18 protein-coding genes are annotated in these 19,468 nt (G+C 69.8%); 15 read left to right on the plus strand and 3 right to left on the minus strand.

Features of this window, described 5'->3' with window-relative positions:
• Window positions 1-19: 19 nt before the first annotated feature.
• The 11 genes from AC3RXY_RS11550 to AC3RXY_RS11600 all read left to right on the plus strand — a co-directional run bounded on the left by AC3RXY_RS11550 (window position 20) and on the right by AC3RXY_RS11600 (window position 13,316).
• Window positions 20-1,201, plus strand: coding sequence for an ROK family protein (locus AC3RXY_RS11550; protein WP_491511075.1), 1,182 nt, complete (start codon window positions 20-22; stop codon window positions 1,199-1,201).
• A 62-nt stretch (window positions 1,202-1,263) separates the two neighbouring features.
• Window positions 1,264-2,745 (plus strand): M81 family metallopeptidase, encoded by a 1,482-nt coding sequence (locus AC3RXY_RS11555; protein WP_491511076.1) that lies wholly within the window; start codon window positions 1,264-1,266, stop codon window positions 2,743-2,745.
• Between the two features lie 152 nt (window positions 2,746-2,897).
• Window positions 2,898-4,718 carry a peptide ABC transporter substrate-binding protein gene (locus tag AC3RXY_RS11560; RefSeq protein ID WP_491511077.1) on the plus strand — a complete coding sequence of 607 codons (1,821 nt, stop codon included), beginning with the start codon at window positions 2,898-2,900 and terminating at the stop codon, window positions 4,716-4,718.
• Between the two features lie 28 nt (window positions 4,719-4,746).
• Entirely contained in the window at window positions 4,747-5,754 is a 1,008-nt protein-coding gene (locus tag AC3RXY_RS11565; RefSeq protein ID WP_491511078.1) for an ABC transporter permease, read from the plus strand.
• Window positions 5,751-6,635 carry an ABC transporter permease gene (locus AC3RXY_RS11570; RefSeq protein WP_491511079.1) on the plus strand — a complete coding sequence of 295 codons (885 nt, stop codon included), beginning with the start codon at window positions 5,751-5,753 and terminating at the stop codon, window positions 6,633-6,635. The genes AC3RXY_RS11565 and AC3RXY_RS11570 overlap by 4 nt, the downstream gene beginning before the upstream one ends.
• On the plus strand, window positions 6,632-8,320 hold the full coding sequence (locus AC3RXY_RS11575) for a dipeptide ABC transporter ATP-binding protein (protein WP_491511080.1): 1,689 nt from the start codon (window positions 6,632-6,634) through the stop codon (window positions 8,318-8,320). The genes AC3RXY_RS11570 and AC3RXY_RS11575 overlap by 4 nt, the downstream gene beginning before the upstream one ends.
• Entirely contained in the window at window positions 8,317-9,084 is a 768-nt protein-coding gene (locus AC3RXY_RS11580; RefSeq protein ID WP_491511081.1) for a copper homeostasis protein CutC, read from the plus strand. Before AC3RXY_RS11575 ends, AC3RXY_RS11580 begins: the two co-directional genes overlap by 4 nt.
• Window positions 9,081-9,998, plus strand: coding sequence for an ROK family protein (locus AC3RXY_RS11585; RefSeq protein WP_491511082.1), 918 nt, complete (start codon window positions 9,081-9,083; stop codon window positions 9,996-9,998). Before AC3RXY_RS11580 ends, AC3RXY_RS11585 begins: the two co-directional genes overlap by 4 nt.
• Before the next feature lie 91 nt (window positions 9,999-10,089).
• Window positions 10,090-10,680, plus strand: a complete 591-nt coding sequence (locus AC3RXY_RS11590) for a TetR/AcrR family transcriptional regulator (protein WP_491511083.1) — start codon at window positions 10,090-10,092, stop codon at window positions 10,678-10,680.
• 11 nt (window positions 10,681-10,691) lie between these two features.
• Entirely contained in the window at window positions 10,692-12,119 is a 1,428-nt protein-coding gene (locus tag AC3RXY_RS11595; RefSeq protein WP_491511084.1) for an MFS transporter, read from the plus strand.
• A gap of 3 nt (window positions 12,120-12,122) precedes the next feature.
• Window positions 12,123-13,316 carry a M20 metallopeptidase family protein gene (locus tag AC3RXY_RS11600; protein WP_491511085.1) on the plus strand — a complete coding sequence of 398 codons (1,194 nt, stop codon included), beginning with the start codon at window positions 12,123-12,125 and terminating at the stop codon, window positions 13,314-13,316.
• 79 nt (window positions 13,317-13,395) lie between these two features.
• On the opposite strand, the gene AC3RXY_RS11605 is transcribed toward AC3RXY_RS11600, so the two are convergent.
• Window positions 13,396-13,683, minus strand: coding sequence for a helix-turn-helix transcriptional regulator (locus AC3RXY_RS11605; protein WP_491511086.1), 288 nt, complete (start codon window positions 13,681-13,683; stop codon window positions 13,396-13,398).
• A 648-nt stretch (window positions 13,684-14,331) separates the two neighbouring features.
• Here AC3RXY_RS11605 and AC3RXY_RS11610 point away from each other — a divergent pair.
• Together AC3RXY_RS11610 and AC3RXY_RS11615 are read left to right on the plus strand one after the other, a co-directional pair.
• The gene (locus tag AC3RXY_RS11610; protein WP_491511087.1) at window positions 14,332-14,901 is read left to right on the plus strand and encodes an RNA polymerase sigma factor; all 570 of its coding nucleotides are present in this window, start codon (window positions 14,332-14,334) and stop codon (window positions 14,899-14,901) included.
• Between the two features lie 80 nt (window positions 14,902-14,981).
• A complete protein-coding gene (locus AC3RXY_RS11615; protein WP_491511088.1) occupies window positions 14,982-16,469 on the plus strand; it encodes an alanine/glycine:cation symporter family protein in 1,488 nt (495 codons plus the stop codon).
• Between the two features lie 134 nt (window positions 16,470-16,603).
• Here AC3RXY_RS11615 and AC3RXY_RS11620 read toward each other — a convergent pair whose 3' ends face one another.
• Window positions 16,604-17,227 carry a TetR/AcrR family transcriptional regulator gene (locus AC3RXY_RS11620; RefSeq protein WP_491511089.1) on the minus strand — a complete coding sequence of 208 codons (624 nt, stop codon included), beginning with the start codon at window positions 17,225-17,227 and terminating at the stop codon, window positions 16,604-16,606.
• Window positions 17,228-17,284: 57 nt separating this feature from the next.
• Between AC3RXY_RS11620 and AC3RXY_RS11625 the strand changes: the two genes are divergently transcribed.
• Window positions 17,285-17,737, plus strand: coding sequence for a nuclear transport factor 2 family protein (locus tag AC3RXY_RS11625; RefSeq protein ID WP_491511090.1), 453 nt, complete (start codon window positions 17,285-17,287; stop codon window positions 17,735-17,737).
• An 84-nt stretch (window positions 17,738-17,821) separates the two neighbouring features.
• Here AC3RXY_RS11625 and AC3RXY_RS11630 read toward each other — a convergent pair whose 3' ends face one another.
• Window positions 17,822-18,223 (minus strand): RidA family protein, encoded by a 402-nt coding sequence (locus tag AC3RXY_RS11630; protein WP_491511091.1) that lies wholly within the window; start codon window positions 18,221-18,223, stop codon window positions 17,822-17,824.
• A gap of 127 nt (window positions 18,224-18,350) precedes the next feature.
• Here AC3RXY_RS11630 and AC3RXY_RS11635 point away from each other — a divergent pair, with 127 nt between their 5' ends.
• Window positions 18,351-19,325, plus strand: coding sequence for a helix-turn-helix transcriptional regulator (locus tag AC3RXY_RS11635; RefSeq protein WP_491511092.1), 975 nt, complete (start codon window positions 18,351-18,353; stop codon window positions 19,323-19,325).
• The last annotated feature ends 143 nt before the right edge of the window (window positions 19,326-19,468 follow it).

Below are 19,468 nucleotides of genomic sequence, written 5' to 3' on the forward strand. Positions count from 1 at the left end.
GTCAGAGAGAGGTGTGACGATGCGGACGACGAATTCTCCGAGTCCCGGAGAGCTGTTCCGACTGGTGCGGACCGGCGATGCGTCGTCCCGTGCCGACCTCGCCCGCCTCACCGGGATGAGCGCGTCGACGGTCGGGATGCGCGTGGACGAGCTGATCGCTCACGGCTACGTCGAAGAGGCCGGCCAGGGCGCATCGCAGGGCGGCCGCCGGCCGCGCCGCCTCGTGGTGCGCACCGGCGATACCGTCGTCGCGGCCGCCGATCTGGGCGAACGGCACGTCACCATCGTGCTGATGAACCGACGCGGCGAAGTCCTCGCCGACCTCATCCGGCCGCTGTCGCTGCTCGACGGGCCGGAGCCGACCCTGGCCGAGACGTGGCGCAGCGCCCAGGAGCTCGCCGAGACCCTGCCGGTCCCGGTGCGCATCGAGGGCATCGCGATGAGCCTGCCCGGCCCGGTCGACTCCCGCGACGGCCGCCTCCTGGCCCCGATGCGCATGCCGGGCTGGAACGGCGTGATCGTGGCCGACCTGCTGCGCGAGATCACCGGCCTGCCCTGCCACGTCGACAACGACGCCAACGCCCTCGCCCTGAGCGAGCGCACGGCGCGGAACCGATCGGTCGACGACCTCGTCTTCGTCAAGGCCGGGAGCGGGATCGGCTGCGGCATCATCGCGGGTGGCGTGCTGTACCGCGGATTTCGGGGCGTGGCCGGAGACATCAGCCACGTCGCGATCGCCGGAGCTCCGCCGGTCATCTGCTCCTGCGGCCGCGCGGGGTGCCTGGACGTGGTCTCCAGCGGATCGGCGATCGTCGACGCCCTGCGGGAGACCGGCGTCGAGGTGAACCACCTCGAGGACGTGCTGGCCCTCGCGGCCGACGCGCACCCGCGGGCCACCAGCCTGCTGCGCGAGGCGGGTCAGCGCACCGGAGACGTGCTGGCGACCATCGTGAACTTCTTCAATCCGCAGGTGCTGGCCCTGGGCGGCCAGCTCGCCACGGCGGAGGCGTTCGTCGCCGGTGTCCGGCAGGCGATCTACACACTGTGCCTGCCGATGTCGACCGACCTCCTGGAGATCAGCGTCGCCGCGGGCGGGCCGCTCGGCGGCGCGCGGGGGATGGGCGACGCGCTGCTGGCCGAGCTGCTGGGACCGGAGCGCGTGGATGCGCAGATCACCCCAACTAACTCCGATAAACAATAAACTAAGCGGTGTTTATCAAATTCACTAGTTAGTTTCTTCTTCTTTGACCTAAGCTGGGTCGCGTGATCGACCGCCCCCTTCCCCGTATCGCGATCGCCGGCATGGCGATCGAGTCCAGCACCTTCTCTCCCCACCGCGCCGGAGCGCGCGACTTCCAGCGCGTCGAAGGCGACGCACTGGTCCAGCGCTACGCCGCGCTGCGTGAGGGCCCGCTCGCGGACGCCGCGCACTGGCTCCCCGTCTACTACGCCCGATCGATCCCCGGCGGTGCCGTGCTGCGCGAGGTCTACGACGAGATCAAGACCCGCATCCTCGACGGCCTGCGCGACCTCGTCGCGCAGGCGCCGCTGGACGGGCTCTTCTTCGACATCCACGGCGCCATGAGCGTCGACGGCATGGACGACGCCGAGGGCGATCTGATCACCGCGATCCGCGAGGTGATCGGCACGAACACCGTCGTCTCGGCGTCGATGGACCTGCATGGCAACGTCTCAGACGCCCTCGTCTCGCAGGTCGACCTGATCACCTGCTACCGCCTCGCGCCCCACGAGGACACCTGGGAGACGCGCGACAGAGCGATCCGAAACCTGGTCGACGCCCTCCAGCGCGGCGTCACCCCGCGCCGGGCGCACGTGACCGTGCCGATCCTCCTGCCCGGCGAGAAGACCTCGACGCGCGTCGAGCCGGCCAAGAGCCTGTACGCCCGCATCGACGAGGTCGAGCAGCGCCCCGGCGTGACCGACGCGGCGATCTGGATCGGCTATGCCTGGGCGGATGAACCGCGCTGCCACGGCGTCGTCGTCGTCACCGGCGAGGACGACGCCGCGATCACCGCGGCCGCGGAGGAACTGGGGCGCGCCTTCTGGGACGCCCGGGACGACTTCGCGTTCGTCGGACCGCCCGCGACCCTCGCCGAGGGCGTGGACGCCGGACTCGCAGCAACCGAGATCCCCTATCTCATCAGCGATTCCGGGGACAATCCCGGCGCCGGCGGCACCGGGGACGTCACCTGGACGCTCGCACAGCTGCTCCAGGATCCGCGCCTCACGGCCGAGGGCGCCCCCACCGTCCTGGTCGGCTCGATCTTCGATCAGGAGGCGATCGCACGCCTGCGCGCTCACGAGGTCGGCGAGACCGTGACCATCACCGCCGGGGCGCGCGTCGATGACGGGCCGCACGGCCCCGTCACCATCACCGGCGTGCTTCACAGCCGCCATACCGGCGATGTGGACGCCGGGGAGATCGTCGTGATCCGCGTGGGGGGCCTGCATGCCATCGTGACGGAGTATCGCAAGGCCTACCACGACGTCGCGGACTTCACGGCGATCGGCCTGGATCCGCATACCGCCCAGATCGTCGTGACGAAGATCGGCTACCTGGAGCCGACGCTCTACGATCTCCAGCGCGGTTGGACGCTCGCGCTGACCCCCGGCGGCGTGGATCAGGAGCTCGAGCGCCTCGGCCACCAGCGCATCCAGCGCCCGATGTTCCCGTTCGATCGCTTCGACACGGATCCTGACCTGGGCGCCCGCCTGTTCGGCTGACTCTCTTCGTCAGTTCGTTCGTTATTAGATTAAGTTAGTTACAAAGCCGTAATAACTTTGCGTTATTAATTGCACTTACTTCGTGCACCATGAAGTACGACATCGAGATTGCAGCAACCTGCTCTCGCGCGATGGACAAACAAGGAGGTTTTATGCGCACTTCAGCGACGCGACGCCTGATCGCACCACTGAGCCTGATGGCCGCTGCCGCTCTCGTCGTGACCGGATGCACCGCATCCGACACGACGCCGGCGGGTGGATCGGAGGGCTCCGTCCCCGACTCCGTCAGCTATGCCCTGCCCGCCGGCACCGGACCCAACTGGATCCTGCCGATCTCGAGCCCCGACACGATGGCCACGCACAACAGCGCCATCAAGGCCACCATGTGGCCGCGTCTGTTCGAGTACAACGGCACCAGCGGCGCGATGGAGTGGGACCAGAAGGCATCCGCTGCGAAGGAGTACACCTTCAGCGACGACCACCTCTCGGTCACCATCACCCTGGCCGATCTGACCTGGTCCGACGGCGTTCCGGTATCCGCGCGCGACGTGGAGTTCTGGTACAACCTGGTGCGCTTCAACGCCGAGAAGACCGGCGGCTACTCCGCCGGCCGTATCCCGGACAACATCACGGCGTTCGAGATCGTCGACGACAAGACCTTCACCCTCACCTTCGATCAGGTCTACAACGAGGAGTTCCTCCTCGCCAACCAGCTCAGCCTGGTCTACCCCATGCCGCAGCACGCGTGGGACAAGACCAGTACCGACGGCGAGATCGGTGACTTCGACCGCGACGCCGCCACGGCCGTCGAGGTCTTCGACTACCTGTTCTCCGAGGCGAAGGACATGAAGACCTACGCCACGAACGAGCTGTGGCAGACCGTCTCCGGCCCCTACCAGGTCAAGAGCTGGTCGGACTCCGGCGAGGTCCAGTTGGTCGCCAACGAGAACTACACCGGCGAGGACACCCCCTCGATCACCACCGTGACGTTCCTGCCCTTCACCTCCGCCGACGCCGAGATGAACGCCGTCCGCGCCGGCGAGGTGGACTACGGATACATCACCAGCGCACAGCTCACCAGCGAGCAGCAGTTCGTCGACCTCGGCTACCGGGTCGAGCCCTGGGCCGGCTGGTCGATCACCTACATGCCCTACAACTTCGCCAACCCGGAGAAGGGCGCCTTCTACCAGCAGCTGTACGTGCGTCAGGCCCTGCAGCACGCGATCGACCAGGAGACCATCTCCGAGGTCGTCTGGCACGGCGCCGCCACCCCGGACTACGGCCCCGTGCCGCAGACCCAGGACTCCGCGTTCCTCTCGGACGTGCAGAAGAACAACCCCTACCCGTTCGACCTGAAGAAGTCCGAGGAGCTGTTCAGCAGCCACGGCTGGACCAAGAACGCCGACGGCATCTTCGAGTGCACCGACCCCGGCACGGGCGACGCGCAGTGCGGCGAGGGGATCGCGGCAGGCCACACCGCCGAGATCGTCGTGACGACGCAGAACGGCTCGCAGGAGACCGACAACATGATGGCGGAGATCCAGTCGTCGCTGGCCAAGGCCGGCGTGAAGATGACGATCGACGCCAAGCCGCTGGACTCGGTGCTCACCGAGGCCCAGTCCTGCAAGGCAGAGGGGTCGACCTCCTGCACGTGGGAGCTCACCTTCTTCGGCACGGCCGGCTCGTGGTACTTCCCGGCCTACCCGACCGGTGAGCGCGTCTTCGCGAAGGAGACGAAGTGGAACGCCGGGCAGTACGACAACCCCGAGGCCGAGGCGCTCATCAACCAGATGACCGCGTCGACCGACACCGAGGTCGCACAGAAGTACTCCGAGCTGCTGGCGGTCGACCTGCCCGTGATGTGGATGCCGAACCCGGTCTACCAGGTCTCGGTCATCAAGGACGGCCTCGACGTGGCGCACCAGGACCCGGGTGCGTCGTTCTTCCCGCAGCGCTGGTCCTGGACCGACTGAGCGCGGTCACCGACGAGTAAGGCAAGACATGGTGCAAGCAGCGCGGAGCACGAAGCCGGCGATCGGCAATCGCTTCGGAATATGGCGATTCCTGGCCAGACGCCTCCTTCAGGGCGTCGTGGTCATCCTGATCGTGACCCTCATCGTCTTCGCGCTGCTTCACCTGGCCATGCCGGAGGGCCCCGCTCTCGGGATCCTGGGCATGCAGGCCACACAGGAGCAGATCGACGCATTCAACGCCGAACACGGCTATGACCTGCCGCTGTGGCAGCAGTACCTCGTCTTCCTCTCGCAGCTCGCCGTCGGCGACCTGGGCGATTCGTTCAAGCTGAACCGCCCGGTCGCCGACGCGATCGGCCAGCGTCTGCCGAAGACGATGGTGCTCGCCCTCATCTCGATGCTCGTCGCGCTGGTCATCGCGATCCCGATGGGCATCTACCAGGCGGTGCGTCGCGGCAAGATCGGCGACTACGTCCTGACCACGTGGAACTTCGTCATCTACTCGACGCCGTCGTTCTTCCTCGGCCTGATCCTGGTGATCGTCTTCGCCCAGTGGCTGCGCTGGGTGCCCGCCCTGGCCCCCCAGGGCGACACGGTCGGACAGGTCCTCGCCAACCCCGCGGGACTCGTCCTGCCGGTGGCCACGGCGGCGCTCGGCATCATCGCCACCATCTCGCGCTACATGCGCTCTGCCACGATCGACAATCTCAGCGAGGACTACGTGCGCACCGCGCGCGCGAAGGGCACGCCGATGGCGGTCGTCGTGCGCCGCCACGTGGTGCGCAACTCCCTCACCCCCGTCATCGCGATGCTCGGGTACTACCTGCCCGTGATGTTCGGCGGCATGATCGTCGTCGAGTCGCTCTTCAACTACCCCGGCATGGGGCTGCTCTTCTGGACCAGCGCCCAGACCGGCGACTACCCGGTTCTGCTCGGCTGCGTGATGGTCATCGCGATCGCCACCGTCGTCGGCTCGCTCCTGGCCGACCTCGCCCAGGCCCTGCTCAACCCGCGCACCCGAGGAGAGCTGTCATGACGACCGCCACTGTTTCCGCGGCCGGCGCGTCGGCGACGCCCCTGCGCCGCGGCCTGCGCCGCTTCCGCCAGAACCGGCTCGCGATGTTCGGGCTCGCGATCCTGGTCCTGTTCATCGTCTTCTGCTTCCTCGGACCCCTCGTGCATCCGACCGACCAGGTGCACACCGACCTGAAGAACGCGATGCTGCCTCCCGGCTCTCCCGGGCATCCGCTTGGCACAGACGATGTCGGCTACGACGTGCTGGGCCGGCTCATGATCGGCGGGCAGGTCTCGATCCTGATCGGCCTCGCTGCGGGCGTGCTCGCCACCGTGATCGGCACCCTGTGGGGCGCGCTCTCCGGCTATATCGGCGGACCCGTCGACGCGATCATGATGCGCATCGTCGACGCGGGCATCGCGATCCCGGCGACCTTCCTGCTGCTGATCCTCTCGGCGATCATGCAGCCCAGCGTCCCGCTGATGATCCTCGTGATCGGTCTGGTCTCCTGGCTGGTTCCGGCTCGCCTGGTGCGCGCAGAGTCGATCTCGCTGAAGTCGCGCGAGTACGTCCTCGCGCTCCGTGCGATGGGCGGGACCCATTCCCGCGCCGTGCTTCGCCACATCGTGCCCAACACGGTCGGCACGATCGTCGTCAACGCCACCTTCCAGGTGGCCGACGCGATCCTCCTCGTCGCATATGTCTCGTTCCTGGGCATGGGCCTGCAGAAGCCGGCCACCGACTGGGGCGCCATGCTCACCGGCGGGATGCAGTACACGTACTCCGGCGGCTGGTGGCTGATCTTCCCCGCCGGCCTGTGCATCGTGCTCATCGTCGTCGCCTTCAACGCGATCGGCGACGGCCTGCGCGACTTCTTCGACGTGAAGGGACGCGACCGATGAACGCGGCCACCCCCCTGCTGTCCGTACGCGACCTCTCGGTCACCTTCCGCACCGACGACGGCCCCGTCGAGGCCGTCACCGGCATCGACCTGGAGATCCGCTCCGGCGAGGTGCTGGCGCTGGTCGGCGAGTCCGGGTCGGGGAAGTCCGTCACCGCGATGGCGATCCTCGGGCTGCTGCCCTCCACCGCGACGGTGTCCGGCTCGATCGCGCTGGCCGGCCGCGAGCTGACAGCGCTCAGCGAGGCGGAGCTGAACAGCGTGCGCGGCCGCGAGATCTCCATGGTGTTCCAGGAGCCGATGACCGCGCTGAACCCCGCGATGCGGATCGGCGACCAGATCGCCGAGGCGCTGCTCAACCACGGCGCCAGCACCCGCTCCGAAGCGCACCAGCGCGCCGTCGAGCTGCTGCGCCGCGTGGGGATCCCCGAGCCGGAGCGCCGGGCGTCCGGCTTCCCCCACGAGATGAGCGGCGGACAGCGCCAGCGCGTGGTCATCGCGATCGCCCTGGCCTGCGAACCGCAGCTCATCATCGCCGACGAGCCGACCACCGCCCTGGACGTGACGGTACAGGCCGAGATCCTCGACCTCATCCGCGACCTCGCCGCCGAGCGCGGCACGGCTTTCCTCCTCGTCACCCACAACATGGGCGTCGTGGCCGACGTGGCCGACCGTGTCGCGGTGATGTACCGCGGCGACATGGTCGAGGTCGGCACCACCCAGCGCGTGCTGCAGCAGCCAGAGGCCGCGTACACCGAGCGCCTTCTCGCCGCGGTGCCACGCCTGCCGGAGGTCGCAGCGCTTCCCGCGGCGACCACCCCCGACGCGACCCCGGATCCCGGCCGGGTCGCCGCCGCCGTGCTGTCGCTGCGCGAGGCGAGCGTGACCTACCGCAAGGCCGGCAAGAGCTTCACCGCGCTCGATGCGGTGAGCATCGAGATCGCTCCCGGCGAGATCCTCGGCCTCGTCGGGGAGTCGGGGTCCGGCAAGTCCACGCTCGGGCGCGTCGCGCTCGGGCTCGCGCCGATGTCGGGCGGCGAACTGCGGCTCTTCGGCGAGCGCCTGGGGCGCGGCGGCCTGCGCGGACGCGCGGAACGGCGGCTGCGCGGACGCGTCGGAGCGATCTTCCAGGACCCCGGGTCGAGCCTGGACCCGCGCACGACGATCGGTGAGGCGATCGCCGAGCCCCTGATCGTGCAGCGCGCCGCCCGTCCGCTCGCGCGACGGGAGCGCGCCGCGCGCGTCGCAGAGCTGCTCGAGGCGGTCGAGCTGCCTGCGGCCTATGCGCGCCGCTACCCGCACGAGCTCTCCGGAGGCCAGCGCCAGCGCATCGGCCTCGCCCGGGCGATCGCCCTCGAACCGGAGCTCATCATCGCCGACGAGCCGACCAGCGCCCTGGACGTCTCGGTGCAGGCAGCGGTGCTCGAGGTGCTGCGCGCCCTGCAGGAGCGGATGAACTTCGCCTGCCTGTTCATCAGCCACGACCTGGCCGTCGTGCACGAGTTCTCCGATCGCGTCGCGGTGATGCGCGCGGGCCGCATCGTCGAGCTCGGCAGCACGGACGACGTCCTGCTGCGGCCGACGCACCCCTATTCACAGCAGCTGCTCGCCTCGGTCCCGGTGCCGGATCCAGTGCAGCAGGCCGAACGCCGACGGCTGCGCCTGCAGGTCGGGAGCCCCGCATGAACCGTGACATCGCCCTGGAGCTCATCGCGCAGGGCCCGGCCGACGTGCGCGTGGCCACCGGGATCGGCGCTCGGCGCGTCGAGCTGTGCCAGGCGCTCGCGCTGGGCGGTCTGACACCGTCGATCGCGACCGTCGAGCACGCTGTCGCCGCGGCCGGCGGTGCCGTCGAGGTGCACGCCCTGATCCGGGTTCGACCGGGCGGTTTCCGCTACACGGCTGACGAGGTGGCTGTCATGGCCGACGACGTGCGCGCCACCGTGGCGGCGGGCGCGGCGGGCGTCGTGGTCGGCTGCCTCGATGAGGCCGGAGCGTTCGACCGCGACCAGATGCGCCGCCTGCGCGACGCCACGGGGGACGCCGGCTTCGCCGTGCACCGCGCGATCGACGTCGCGGCCGATCCGCTCGCCGCGCTCGACGCGCTGATCGAGCTGGACGCCGACCGTGTGCTCACCTCCGGTGGCGCCACGACGGCTCTCGCCGGGCGGGAGGTGATCGCCGCGCTCGTCGCGCGCGCCGACGACCGGATCGACATCATGGCCGGCGGCGGCGTCTCGGCCGCGGCGGTTCCGGAGATCCTGGCCACCGGCGCCGGCAGCATCCATTTCTCCGCGAAGCGCACCGTGACAGACCGCAGCGGGGTGAGTCTGGGGTCCGCCGAGGCGGACGGCGTCGGTTCCTACGAGGTCGCAGACCCGGCCGCCGCCGCGCTGATCGCCGCGGCGGTACGCGCGTGCGCATCGAGCACCGGCGGTGCCGCTCGATGACGCAGCGCACCGTGCTCGGTCTCGATGTCGGGGGCTCGAGCGTCAAATTCCGACTGTCCCCTGCCGATGCCAGTTCCGGCCTGCCCGACGCTCTGGCGCAGGGCAGTGCGCCGACGCCGGGCGACGATCCGGTCGCCGGGCTCGCCGCGATCGCGGCCGGCGCCGCGGCCGGCACCGACCTGGCAGCCGTCACCGTCGCCGTGGCCGGGACCGTCGACGAGGCATCCGGCATCGTGCTGCGCGCGGCGAACCTCCCCGCCCTCGACGGTTGTGCGCTCGGGCCGGGGCTCGCCCACCGGCTGGGCGTTCCCGTCTCGGTCGTCAACGACGGCCGAGCCGCTGCCGTCGCGGAGGCCCGCTGGGGTGCCGGCGTGGGACAGCGCGATGTGTTCACGCTGGCTCTCGGCACGGGCATCGCCGGATCGCACATCGTCGACGGCGCCGTCGAGAGCGGCGCCCACGGCATCGCCGGCGAGCTCGGGCACATCGTGGTCGACCCCGGCGGGGCGCCGTGCGCGTGCGGGCGCCGCGGGTGCCTGGAGACGATCGTGGGCGCACCAGCGCTGCGCGCCGCCTGGCACCGGGCCGGCGGCGCGGGGTCCCCGAAGGATCTTCTCGCCGCTTACGAGGCCGGCGATCCGGCGGCGGCGGGGGTCGTCGAACGTGCAGCGCAAGCGCTGGCCGAGGCGATCCTCACCCTGCTCGCGCTGGTCGATCCCGGCGCCATCGTGATCGGCGGCGGGCTCGCGAGCGCGCCGCACCGGCTGGTCGAGCGCGCAGCCGCCCTCGTCGGCGAGCGCGCGACATTCCACCGCGTCCCGCCGGTGATCCCCGCTCAGCTCGGCCGCTGGGCCGGGGCCGTGGGGAGCGCCGCCGAGGCGCGGGAGCTCCTGCACGCGCCGTCATCGCGGTGACCGGGGCCGGCGTGGCGAGCGCCGGTTCCCCCTCCGCGGCCGAGATCCGTTCGTAACACTTACGAAACCATCCGTACCGTATCGTTGTGCCATGTCCTCCGAAGCCGAGAAGCACGGGCGCCCCACCGACGAAGATCTCACCCGTCGGATCCTGGAGAGCGCCGCGGAGCTGCTCGGCGAACGGGGCTACGCCGCGCTGAGCGTCGAGCGCGTGGCCAAGACGGTGGGGTGCGGCAAGACCGCGATCTACCGCCGCTACCCCGACAAGGCCGCCCTCGTCGCCGCCGTGCTGCGCTCCCAGGTGCACGTGGGCACGACTCCGGACAACGGCGACGTGCGCGCCGACCTCCTCGAGCACGCCCGGCAGAACCAGCGCAACCAGGAGCTCTCACCCGAGCAGAGCCACGGACTGCGCGCGATGTTCGAGCCCGACGTCTTCCCCACCCTGTGGGAATCCTTCTTCCGGCACCGCCGTGCGCAGGGCATCGAGATCATCGATCGCGCCATCAGCCGCGGTGAACTCCCCGAGGACGTCCACCATGACATCCTCCTCGACACGATCGCCGGGCTCACCCTGTACCGGCAGTCCGTCAAGCGCATACACATCGATCAGCGCCACTACGTCGACATCATCGACGCTCTCGTCAGCTCCCCGCCTCGTCGTCTCCCCGACATCCAGTGAACAGGCCTGCCATGCGCACCGACTCTCCTCCCGTCACCCAGTCCATGCCCCGCGTCAGCGCCCGCGCCGTCGTCGGCTTCCTCGTGTTCTGCGAGCTCGCCAGCGGTTTCGTCCAGGGCTTCTACACCCCGCTCCTGGGCGAGATCGCCCGCCACCTCGAGGTGAGCGCCGCCGACATCACCTGGTTCCTCACCGTGCAGACGCTCGCGGCCGCGGTCTGCGTGCCCCTGCTGTCCAAGCTGGGCGACATCTTCGGCCACCGCCGGATGCTGCGCATCGCCGTCGTCGCCGTCCTGATCGGCACCCTGATCACGGCGTTCCTGCCGAGCTACCCCGTGGTGCTCGCCGCGCGCGTCCTGGTCGGCCCGCTCGCGGTCTGGCTGCCGCTCGAGGTCGCCCTCGTGCACAATCGCATCAAGGGCGAGACCGCCCGCACATCGATCGGCCTGCTCGTGTCCTGCCTCACGGGCGGCGCGATCCTCGGCACGATCTCCGCCGGCGTGTTCTCCGCTGTGCTGCCCAGCCTCACCCTGACCCTGCTCGTGCCGGTGCTGTTCGTGCTGGTCAGCACCTACGCGGTGTTCTTCAAGGTGCCGGAGTCGAACTCGCGCGCCGAGACGCGCATCGACATCCTGGGCTTCGTGGGGATCGCCCTGGCGATGGTCACGCTGCTGTTCGGCCTCCGCCTGGCGTCCGCGCAGGGCTTCGGGTCTGCCGCGACGATCGGCACCCTCGCCGCCGCTGTGGTGATCTTCGCCCTGTGGGTGCTGTGGGAGCTGCGCACCGCAGCCCCGGCCATCGACGTGCGCCTCATCGTCTCCCCCCGGCTGGGCCCGGTGTACCTGACCGCTTTCCTCTTCGGCATGGTCATGTTCGGAGGGCAGGCGCCGCTGACGACGTTCCTGACGACCGATCCCGCCGAGAGCGGCTACGGCTTCGCTGCGACGGCGGGCATCGCCGCCGCGGTGACGGCGGTCGTCACCATCCTCGCCACCATCGGCGCGGCGACGTTCGCCCCGATCGCCCGCCGGATCGGCATCCGCGCCGTGCTCGTCGCCGGGGCCGCCCTCGCCGCCGGCGGATACCTGATCCAGATCGTCTTCCACGACGAGCTGTGGCAGATCTTCCTCGTCGCAGCGATCACGGGCATCGGCATGGGCTTCCTGCTCGGCGCGCTGCCCGCGCTCGTCGCCGAGCTCGCGCCGAGCGATGCGACCGGCATCGCAACCGGCGTCTACAATTCCCTGCGTACGCTCGGCGGCTCCGCGGCGGGTGCCGTGTTCGCCGTCGTGCTCGCCGGGTTCACGGTCGCCGGAACGCTGAACCCGTCCGTCGGCGGTTACATCACGATCTGGGGCATCTCCGCCGGCGCCTTCTTGATCGCCTCGTTCGCACTTGCATTCATGCGTATGCCGGAAACCCTCCCCACGAAAGGCTGAACCATGACCATTCCCGATTTCACCGCCGATGCCGCGACGATCCTGCCGGATCTCGTCGCGCTCCGTCGCGCTCTGCACGCCGACCCGGAACTGGGGCTCGATCTGCCCCGCACCCAGCAGAAAGTGCTCGCCGCGCTCGACGGCCTTCCCCTCGAGATCACCACCGGCACCCGCACCACGTCGGTGGTCGCGGTGCTGCGCGGCGCCCTGCCCGGACCCGTGGTCCTGCTGCGCGGGGACATGGATGCGCTGCCGATCGACGAGGCGACCGGTCTCGACTACGCATCGACCAACGGTGCCATGCATGCGTGCGGCCATGACCTGCACACCGCTGGCCTCGTCGGAGCCGCCCGGCTGCTCTCCGCCAGACGGGACGAGCTGCACGGATCGGTGATCTTCATGTTCCAGCCCGGCGAAGAGGGCTTCGGCGGAGCCAAGATCATGCTCGAGGAGGGACTGCTGGACGCGGCGGGAGAGCGCCCGGTCGCGGCGTACGCCATCCACGTCGCGCCCGGCCCGTACGGTGTGTTCGCCACCCGCCCCGGCGCGGTCGCCGCCGCATCGAGCCAGCTGCACGCCACCGTGCACGGGCGGGGCGGTCACGGCTCGCAGCCGCAGCAGACCCTGGACCCGGTTCCCGCCGCGGCCGAGATCGTGCTCGCGCTGCAGAGCTTCGTGACGCGCAGCTTCGATGCGTTCGATCCGGTGGTGCTCTCGGTGACGCGCCTGTCGACCGGCGACGGAGCGGTCAACGTGATCCCGGAGTCGGTCGAGATCGCCGCGACCGTGCGCAACATGTCGGCGGCATCTCTCGCCGTCATGGCGGAGGGACTGCCGCGCGTTGTCGAGGGCGTGGCCGCAGCCCACGGCCTCACCGCCGATGTCGTGTTCGAGACAGCGTACCCCGTGACCGTGAACGATGCTGCCGAGACCGAGGAGACCGTCGCATCGCTGCGTGACGCCTTCGGTGAGCAGCGGGTGATGATCATGCCGACCCCGCTGATGGGATCGGAGGACTTCGCCTTCGTGCTCGAGGAGGTGCCCGGCACGTTCCTGGCGCTGATGACCTCGCCGCCCGACGCCGACCTGGCCACGGCCGAGTGGAACCACTCGCCGCGCGTGATCTTCGACGATGCCGTGCTGGGAGACCAGGCCGCCGCTCTCGCGACGGCGGCGTTCGCACGCACAGCGCGCTGAGACGAGCAGGTCGCGGGGACGCCCGTCCCCGCGACCGCGAGTCCCGGCGCCGCACCGGGCGGCGGGACTCGCGGCGACCTCAGGCGACGCGCTCGTGAACGCTGATGAGCTCGATCTCCGACAGCGCTGCCGGGCTGGTTCCCAGCGCGTGGCACACGCGAAGGATGGTGTCGAGGGTGGGGTTGGCGTCATGACCGGCCGGGGTCCGGCCACGCTCCAGCGCGCCGTACGTCGGCACGGATACGCCCGCCCGCAACGCCACCTGCTCCTGGGTGAGGCAGAGCTCCTCCCGCATGCGGATCAGCTTCCTGCCCAGCCGAAGACCGGCGTCGTGTCGGCGCTCATTGTGCTGTTCTTCCGTGAGCATTGCGATGTCCTCTCCGCGATCGTGTCCCGTATGTGCGTTGGAATGCCGGCCGTCCGGAGGCGGCACACCCGACGACGGATCGCCGAGCGTGCGCTGCCCGCGATGGACTGCGCCGGCCACCGCGCCGCAGAGGGATCAGCCTCTGCTCGTCAGCGTGCCGCAGCACGGTGAGCTTACGCGGAGCGGAAGCCCCATCCGTTCGTCGTGACATGACACTTTCCTCCCAATTCCAGGCCCTGACTGTCAACAGCGCCGATCAGGTCTAGCCCCAGGGCGGCTCTTGGCGACACGCCGGTCGGCGATTTCGGCGTGGTGCGCCGTCGTGCTATTCCCGCGAGGCTCTCGCCCGGCACCACCGCCGGACGTTCGGCGGGCCGGAAAAACCCCGAGAAACCGCCGGTCTCGGGGCAGATCGCGTGATCCGAGGCGCGTCGTCCGGAGGGCCAACGGCGGCGCCCGGAGGGCCGGGACGGCGGTCCACGACGACCGCCGGGGGCGCCGCGAGCACCGATTACTTGATTCTTAAGTGAACAATTCGTGTCGACCTCTTGAGCTTCCCGGGAACGGAGCTGAGACTGTATGCGGCGGAATGCGACACGCAGTCCGTAGGCTCTCGCCGGAGAGTCCCTTCACCGGAAGGGAAAGACCATGGCAATCGGGCAGGTTCAGATCTCACTCGCAGCCACGGAAGAGCGGCCTGCCGCACGTCCAGCGGAGGACGGCAACGCGAACGCCGAGGAGTTCCGCGCATTCGTGCGCGACTACGCACCCATGATGCGCGCCTACGCTCGGAGGCTGCTCTCGGATCCGGCATCGATCGACCAGGTCGTGCAGGAGACCTTCATCGTCGCGTGGGAGAGCCTGCCGAGTCTTGAGCGCAGCATGCCGACGACGCACCGCCTGATGCAGGTGCTGAGCCAGAAGGCGATCGACTGCATCCCGGCGGAGGGCACCCCCGCTCCGCCGGAGAACACACGTCCCCGTCCGGAGCAGGAGACCTCGGCGTCGCCCGACGACCCCTGGCACAGCGTGGATGCGCTGCGCAGCGCCGTCCAGCAGCTGCCGAAAATCCAGCGCGAGTGCTGGACGCTGTGCGAGATGGGCGGATATCCGTGCGAAGAGATCGCGGCGGGACTCGGCCTGCCGCTCGCCGCGGTGCGGCGGGTCCTCGCCGAGGCGCGCACGGGCATCATCCTGCGGATGTCCGGGATGGCCTGACCCGCCACGGCCGCCGCGACGACGACACCGTGCCACCGACGACGATGTGCATGACAGACGAAAGAGATACCCACTAACCTATGGATGACCTCAACCTCTGGCTGGCCGACCGCGGCGACGAGCTGTGGACCTGGATCGTGCTGCCGCTCGTGGTGCTGCTCGGGCTGTACTTCACGGTGCGCTCCGGCGTCGTGCAGTTCCGTCTCATTCCGGAGATGTTCCGGACGCTCACCGACAAGACGCCGCGCACCGAGGACGGCCGGCCCCAGTCGGTGTCGGCCTTCCAGGCCTTCACGATCTCGGCCGCGTCCCGCGTCGGGGTCGGGAACATCGCCGGGGTGGGCACCGCGATCGCCATCGGCGGCCCTGGCGCGGTGTTCTGGATGTGGCTCATGGCCTTCGTCGGCGGGGCATCGTCGTTCATCGAGTCCTCCCTCGCGCAGCTCTACAAGACCAGGGACAGGGACGGATTCCGGGGCGGACCGGCGTACTACATGCAGCGGGGACTCCGGGCACGGTGGATGGGCGTGCTCTTCGCCATCATCCTGATCGTCTGCTTCCCGGTGGCATTCAGCTCGCTGCAGGCCAACACCATCCAGGCGACGATCTCTGGCAGCTTCGGCGACGACGCCGCCGACTGGCTCCCCCTCGTGATCGGCGTCGTGCTCGCCGTGCTCACCGCGCTGGTGGTCTTCGGCGGGATCCGCCGCATCGCCTCGGTCACCCAGGCCCTCGTCCCGCTGATGGCGCTGGGCTATCTGCTTCTGGGCCTCGTGATCGTGGCCATCCACATCGACCGCCTGCCCGAGGTCTTCGCGACGATCTTCACCCAGGCCTTCGGTCCCAACGAGGTCGTCGGCGCCGCCCTGGGCTACATCATCCTCACCGGCGTGAAGCGCGGGATGTTCTCCAATGAGGCCGGTCTCGGTTCGGCGCCGAACGCGGGGGCGAGCGCAGCGGTCACGCATCCGGTCAAGCAGGGTCTGGTACAGACCCTGGGGGTCTACTTCGACACGTTCCTGGTCTGCTCGATCACCGCGTTCATCATCCTGGTCTCCGTACCGGATCTCGCCGGCGCAGAGCCGGGCATCGGCCTCACCCAGGGTGCGGTCGTCGGGGCGCTCGGCGAGTGGTCGAACGTGCTGCTGAGCATCATCATCTTCCTGCTCGCCTTCAGCTCGATCCTGGGCAACTACTACTACGGCGAGGCGAACATCGAGTTCATCACGCGCGCTCCTGCCGCACTGCTCGGCTACCGAATCCTCGCCGTTGTCGCCGTGCTGGTCGGAACGATGGTCACGGCAGACGTGGTCTGGAGCTTCGCCGACGGTGCGATGGGACTGATGGCCATCGTCAACCTCATTGCGATCGCCCTGCTCTCGGGCGTCGCCTTCCGGCTGCTCAAGGACTACACCCAGCAGCGCCGGGAAGGCCGGGACCCGGTGTTCACCCGGGATCGCCTGCCGGACGTGCACGGCATCGAGGTGTGGGAGACCGAGCTCGACGTCACCGGCCCCATCCGGCTCCCGAAGCAGCCCCGCGGACGGGCGCGCGCGCCGAAGGCATAGCGCGCGGCGCGCACCGGGCCGGTGAGCGCCCGGGTGCACGGCCCCCTGCCATTCCCTGGGACGTCGACGGGGGCAATGCAGACCGTGGCAGCGAAGCGGTTCGGCACCGCACGACATCGTCGGGCCCGAGGACGTCAGATCGCCCCGCGGGGGGTCCCGGGCATCAGGGCTGAGCGATCGCCGCGGAAGTCCAGTGCATCCAGCGCGGCATGCACGGTGCGGTGGGTGAGCTGCCGGTCGATCGGCGGAAGGCCGGGCAGGATCACGCGCATGATGAGCGGGCCGGTGAGCAGATCGGCGATCCACCCGGGATCGGCCATCGCCGAGATCTCCCCGCGGGTCAGCGCGCGGTCCAGGATCACCCTCGTGTATGCCCGCCGGGGAGCGAGGTAGTGCAGGAAGAACGGTGCGCCGAGCGCGGGATCGGCCTCGACCTCCGCCAGCCAGCCGGCGAGACCCCGGGTCACGACCGCATCCGTGAAGAGCCGCTCCTGACGAAGCTGCACGTCGAGAAAGTCCCCGACGAGCGTGCCGGTGTCCACGTCCTCGTCCAAGCCGTGCCGAGCGGACAACAGATGCGGCACGACCTCGGCGAGACCGGAGAAGCGCCGGTAGAACGCCGGCTTGTTCGTTCCCGCGCGTTCGACGACCGCATCGACGGTGACCTTCGCGTAGCCTCGTTCGCCGACGAGCTCAGCGACGGCCCGCAGGATCGCCTGATCGATCGACTCTTTACGAGGTCGGCCCGCACTCACCATAATGTAACCAACCGTAACGTAATTGTCGGGAACGGCAGAGCGAGAGGGGGGACCACCGTGTACAAGCGGATCGTCCGGGCAAAGGTCCGCGACACCTTCGACAGGATCAACCAGGGGGACTACATGACGATGGTCGCGGGTCTCGCCCCGGCCTTCGAGTACCGGTTCCACGGCCGGCATGCCTTGGGCGGCGTGCGCACCAGCCGCGCGACGATGCGGCTGTGGTGGGAGCGCGTGATGCGGTTGCTGCCCGGCGCTCAGTTCGAGATCCTCGACGTGCTGGTCGACGGCGGGCCGTGGCGCACGCGCGTCGCCGTCCGCTCGCGGGTGTCCGGCGACCTCCCCGGCGGCAGCCGCTACGAGAACACCGTGTTCCAGTTCATGACGCTCCGCTGGGGACGCATCACCTCCGTCGAGACCGTCGAGGACCTGCAGGTCCTCGAACGCGCTCTGGACGCCGTGGCCCGCAGCGGTATCGACGAAGCGCACGCCGCTCCCCTCGTGGACTGAGCCTCCCGTCGGGGGCGCGTGCGACCGCGGCGACGATGCCGGTGCTGCACACGCCACCGTCTGCCGTGCGCAGCACCGGCCCCGTCACGCCACGGCGGTGCCGTCCAGCTCGACCATCTGGCCCGGCACCGCCAGGCGCATCACGCCGAGCATCGTGGTCGCGGGCGCGACGCCGGCAGCCGCCAGTCGGGCGGCGAGGATGCCGTAGTGCGGAAACAACGCGTCGATATCCGTGGTGTAGACGTTCACCCGCACCAGATCCGCCAGCGTCATCCCCGCTTCCCCGAGAACTCTCTCCAGGTTCGCCACCGCGAGCGTCAGCTGCCCGGCCATGTCTCCGTCGTGCTCTGGACGTCCGGCTGCGTTCATCGCCGTCTGTCCGGAGATGTAGAGCGTGCGGGTCTCCCCTGAAACCAGCTCGCCCTGGTTGAACCCCCTCTCCACCGACCAGGTGACCGGGTTCACTGCGGTTCTCTCTCGGGCCATGTTCGCCTCCCTTTCTCTGCACACGCGACACTCCGCGGCTCGGCAGCCGCCGATTCTGACGTCGCCCTTCCACACTTCCGTTGAATCACGACATCCTGTGTCAGGTTTTTTCGGTGAAGATGGGCAGGTGCGTGCGGATCGCCTGGTCTCCCTCATCCTGCTCCTGCGTCAGCGCGGTCGTCTGACGGCCGAGACTCTCGCGCGCGAGCTCGAAGTCTCGACCCGCACGGTGCTGCGCGACATCGAGGCCCTCTCCGCGGCCGGCGTGCCGGTCTACGCCGAGCGCGGCAGGCACGGCGGATTCGCCCTGTTGCCGGGGTTGCGCACCGAGCTCACCGGGCTCACTCCCGACGAAGCGCTCGCGGTTCTCGCCGCCGGCTCCGGGCGAGGGGAGCAGATCTTGGGCCTCGGGTCGGCGCTCGCCTCCGCGATGCGCAAGGTGACGGACACCTTGCCCGAGAACAATCAGGCCTCCGCGCGGGATGCAGCGCAGCGGTTCCTCATCGAACCGGAAAGCGACCTGCTCTCGCGCAGAAGAGACAACGAGCGCATTCCCGAACCCGTGCTGTCCGCGGTGCGTGGTGCGGTGCTCGCCGGACGCCGCCTGCGCATCCGCTACACCGGCCTCGGCCGCGAACCGAGGTGGCGCACCGTCGATCCGCTCGGTCTGGTGACCGTGCGCGACACGGGGTATCTCCTGGCCACGGCCGGGGGTGCCGACCGCACCTACCGGCTGTCACGCATTCAGGAGGCCGAGCAGCTCGCCGAGCCGGCGGCACGACCGGCTCACGTCGATCTCGACCGGATCTGGCGGGAGCGGAGCGTCCGCTTCCGCGCGGGGGGTGATCAGCTCACCGCGACGCTCCGCGTCAACCCGGCCCGCCGTGAGGAGCTCGCCGACACGGCTCTGGCCATCCGATCCGAGACGGCGGACGCGGAGGGATGGCTGCTGCTCGAGGCCACCTTCCAGGACCTCCGGCACGCCGTCTGGGCGCTCTGGCAACTGGACACCGACGCAGACGCGCAGGCACCCGCCGCCCTGCGCGCCGCTCTGCGCGACCGCGCCGCCACGGTGCTCCGCCGCTATGCGGATGCCCCCTGAGCTCACCGGGACGCCGGGGGCCGAGAAACACAGCCGCGGTGGCGGCGCGCACCACCCCTGCCTGCGTCAGACCGTCTCGCGGGGCGGCTCCGCCGTGGGGACGGTGACCGTGCACCGCGGGCACCGTCCCCTCTCGGCTCTGC

It is taken from the genome of Microbacterium longlingense, assembly GCF_058349825.2.

What these genes read in the sequence shown, in the direction of transcription:
- AC3RXY_RS11610 (WP_491511087.1), top strand. Translation starts at nt 14,332, where the DNA reads ATGGCAATCGGGCAGGTTCAGATCTCACTCGCAGCCACGGAAGAGCGG.
- AC3RXY_RS11585 (WP_491511082.1), top strand. Translation starts at nt 9,081, where the DNA reads ATGACGCAGCGCACCGTGCTCGGTCTCGATGTCGGGGGCTCGAGCGTC.
- AC3RXY_RS11595 (WP_491511084.1), top strand. Translation starts at nt 10,692, where the DNA reads ATGCGCACCGACTCTCCTCCCGTCACCCAGTCCATGCCCCGCGTCAGC.
- AC3RXY_RS11615 (WP_491511088.1), top strand. Translation starts at nt 14,982, where the DNA reads ATGGATGACCTCAACCTCTGGCTGGCCGACCGCGGCGACGAGCTGTGG.
- AC3RXY_RS11570 (WP_491511079.1), top strand. Translation starts at nt 5,751, where the DNA reads ATGACGACCGCCACTGTTTCCGCGGCCGGCGCGTCGGCGACGCCCCTG.
- AC3RXY_RS11620 (WP_491511089.1), bottom strand. Translation starts at nt 17,227, where the DNA reads ATGGTGAGTGCGGGCCGACCTCGTAAAGAGTCGATCGATCAGGCGATC.
- AC3RXY_RS11565 (WP_491511078.1), top strand. Translation starts at nt 4,747, where the DNA reads ATGGTGCAAGCAGCGCGGAGCACGAAGCCGGCGATCGGCAATCGCTTC.
- AC3RXY_RS11550 (WP_491511075.1), top strand. Translation starts at nt 20, where the DNA reads ATGCGGACGACGAATTCTCCGAGTCCCGGAGAGCTGTTCCGACTGGTG.
- AC3RXY_RS11630 (WP_491511091.1), bottom strand. Translation starts at nt 18,223, where the DNA reads ATGGCCCGAGAGAGAACCGCAGTGAACCCGGTCACCTGGTCGGTGGAG.
- AC3RXY_RS11600 (WP_491511085.1), top strand. Translation starts at nt 12,123, where the DNA reads ATGACCATTCCCGATTTCACCGCCGATGCCGCGACGATCCTGCCGGAT.
- AC3RXY_RS11605 (WP_491511086.1), bottom strand. Translation starts at nt 13,683, where the DNA reads ATGCTCACGGAAGAACAGCACAATGAGCGCCGACACGACGCCGGTCTT.
- AC3RXY_RS11590 (WP_491511083.1), top strand. Translation starts at nt 10,090, where the DNA reads ATGTCCTCCGAAGCCGAGAAGCACGGGCGCCCCACCGACGAAGATCTC.
- AC3RXY_RS11580 (WP_491511081.1), top strand. Translation starts at nt 8,317, where the DNA reads ATGAACCGTGACATCGCCCTGGAGCTCATCGCGCAGGGCCCGGCCGAC.
- AC3RXY_RS11575 (WP_491511080.1), top strand. Translation starts at nt 6,632, where the DNA reads ATGAACGCGGCCACCCCCCTGCTGTCCGTACGCGACCTCTCGGTCACC.
- AC3RXY_RS11560 (WP_491511077.1), top strand. Translation starts at nt 2,898, where the DNA reads ATGCGCACTTCAGCGACGCGACGCCTGATCGCACCACTGAGCCTGATG.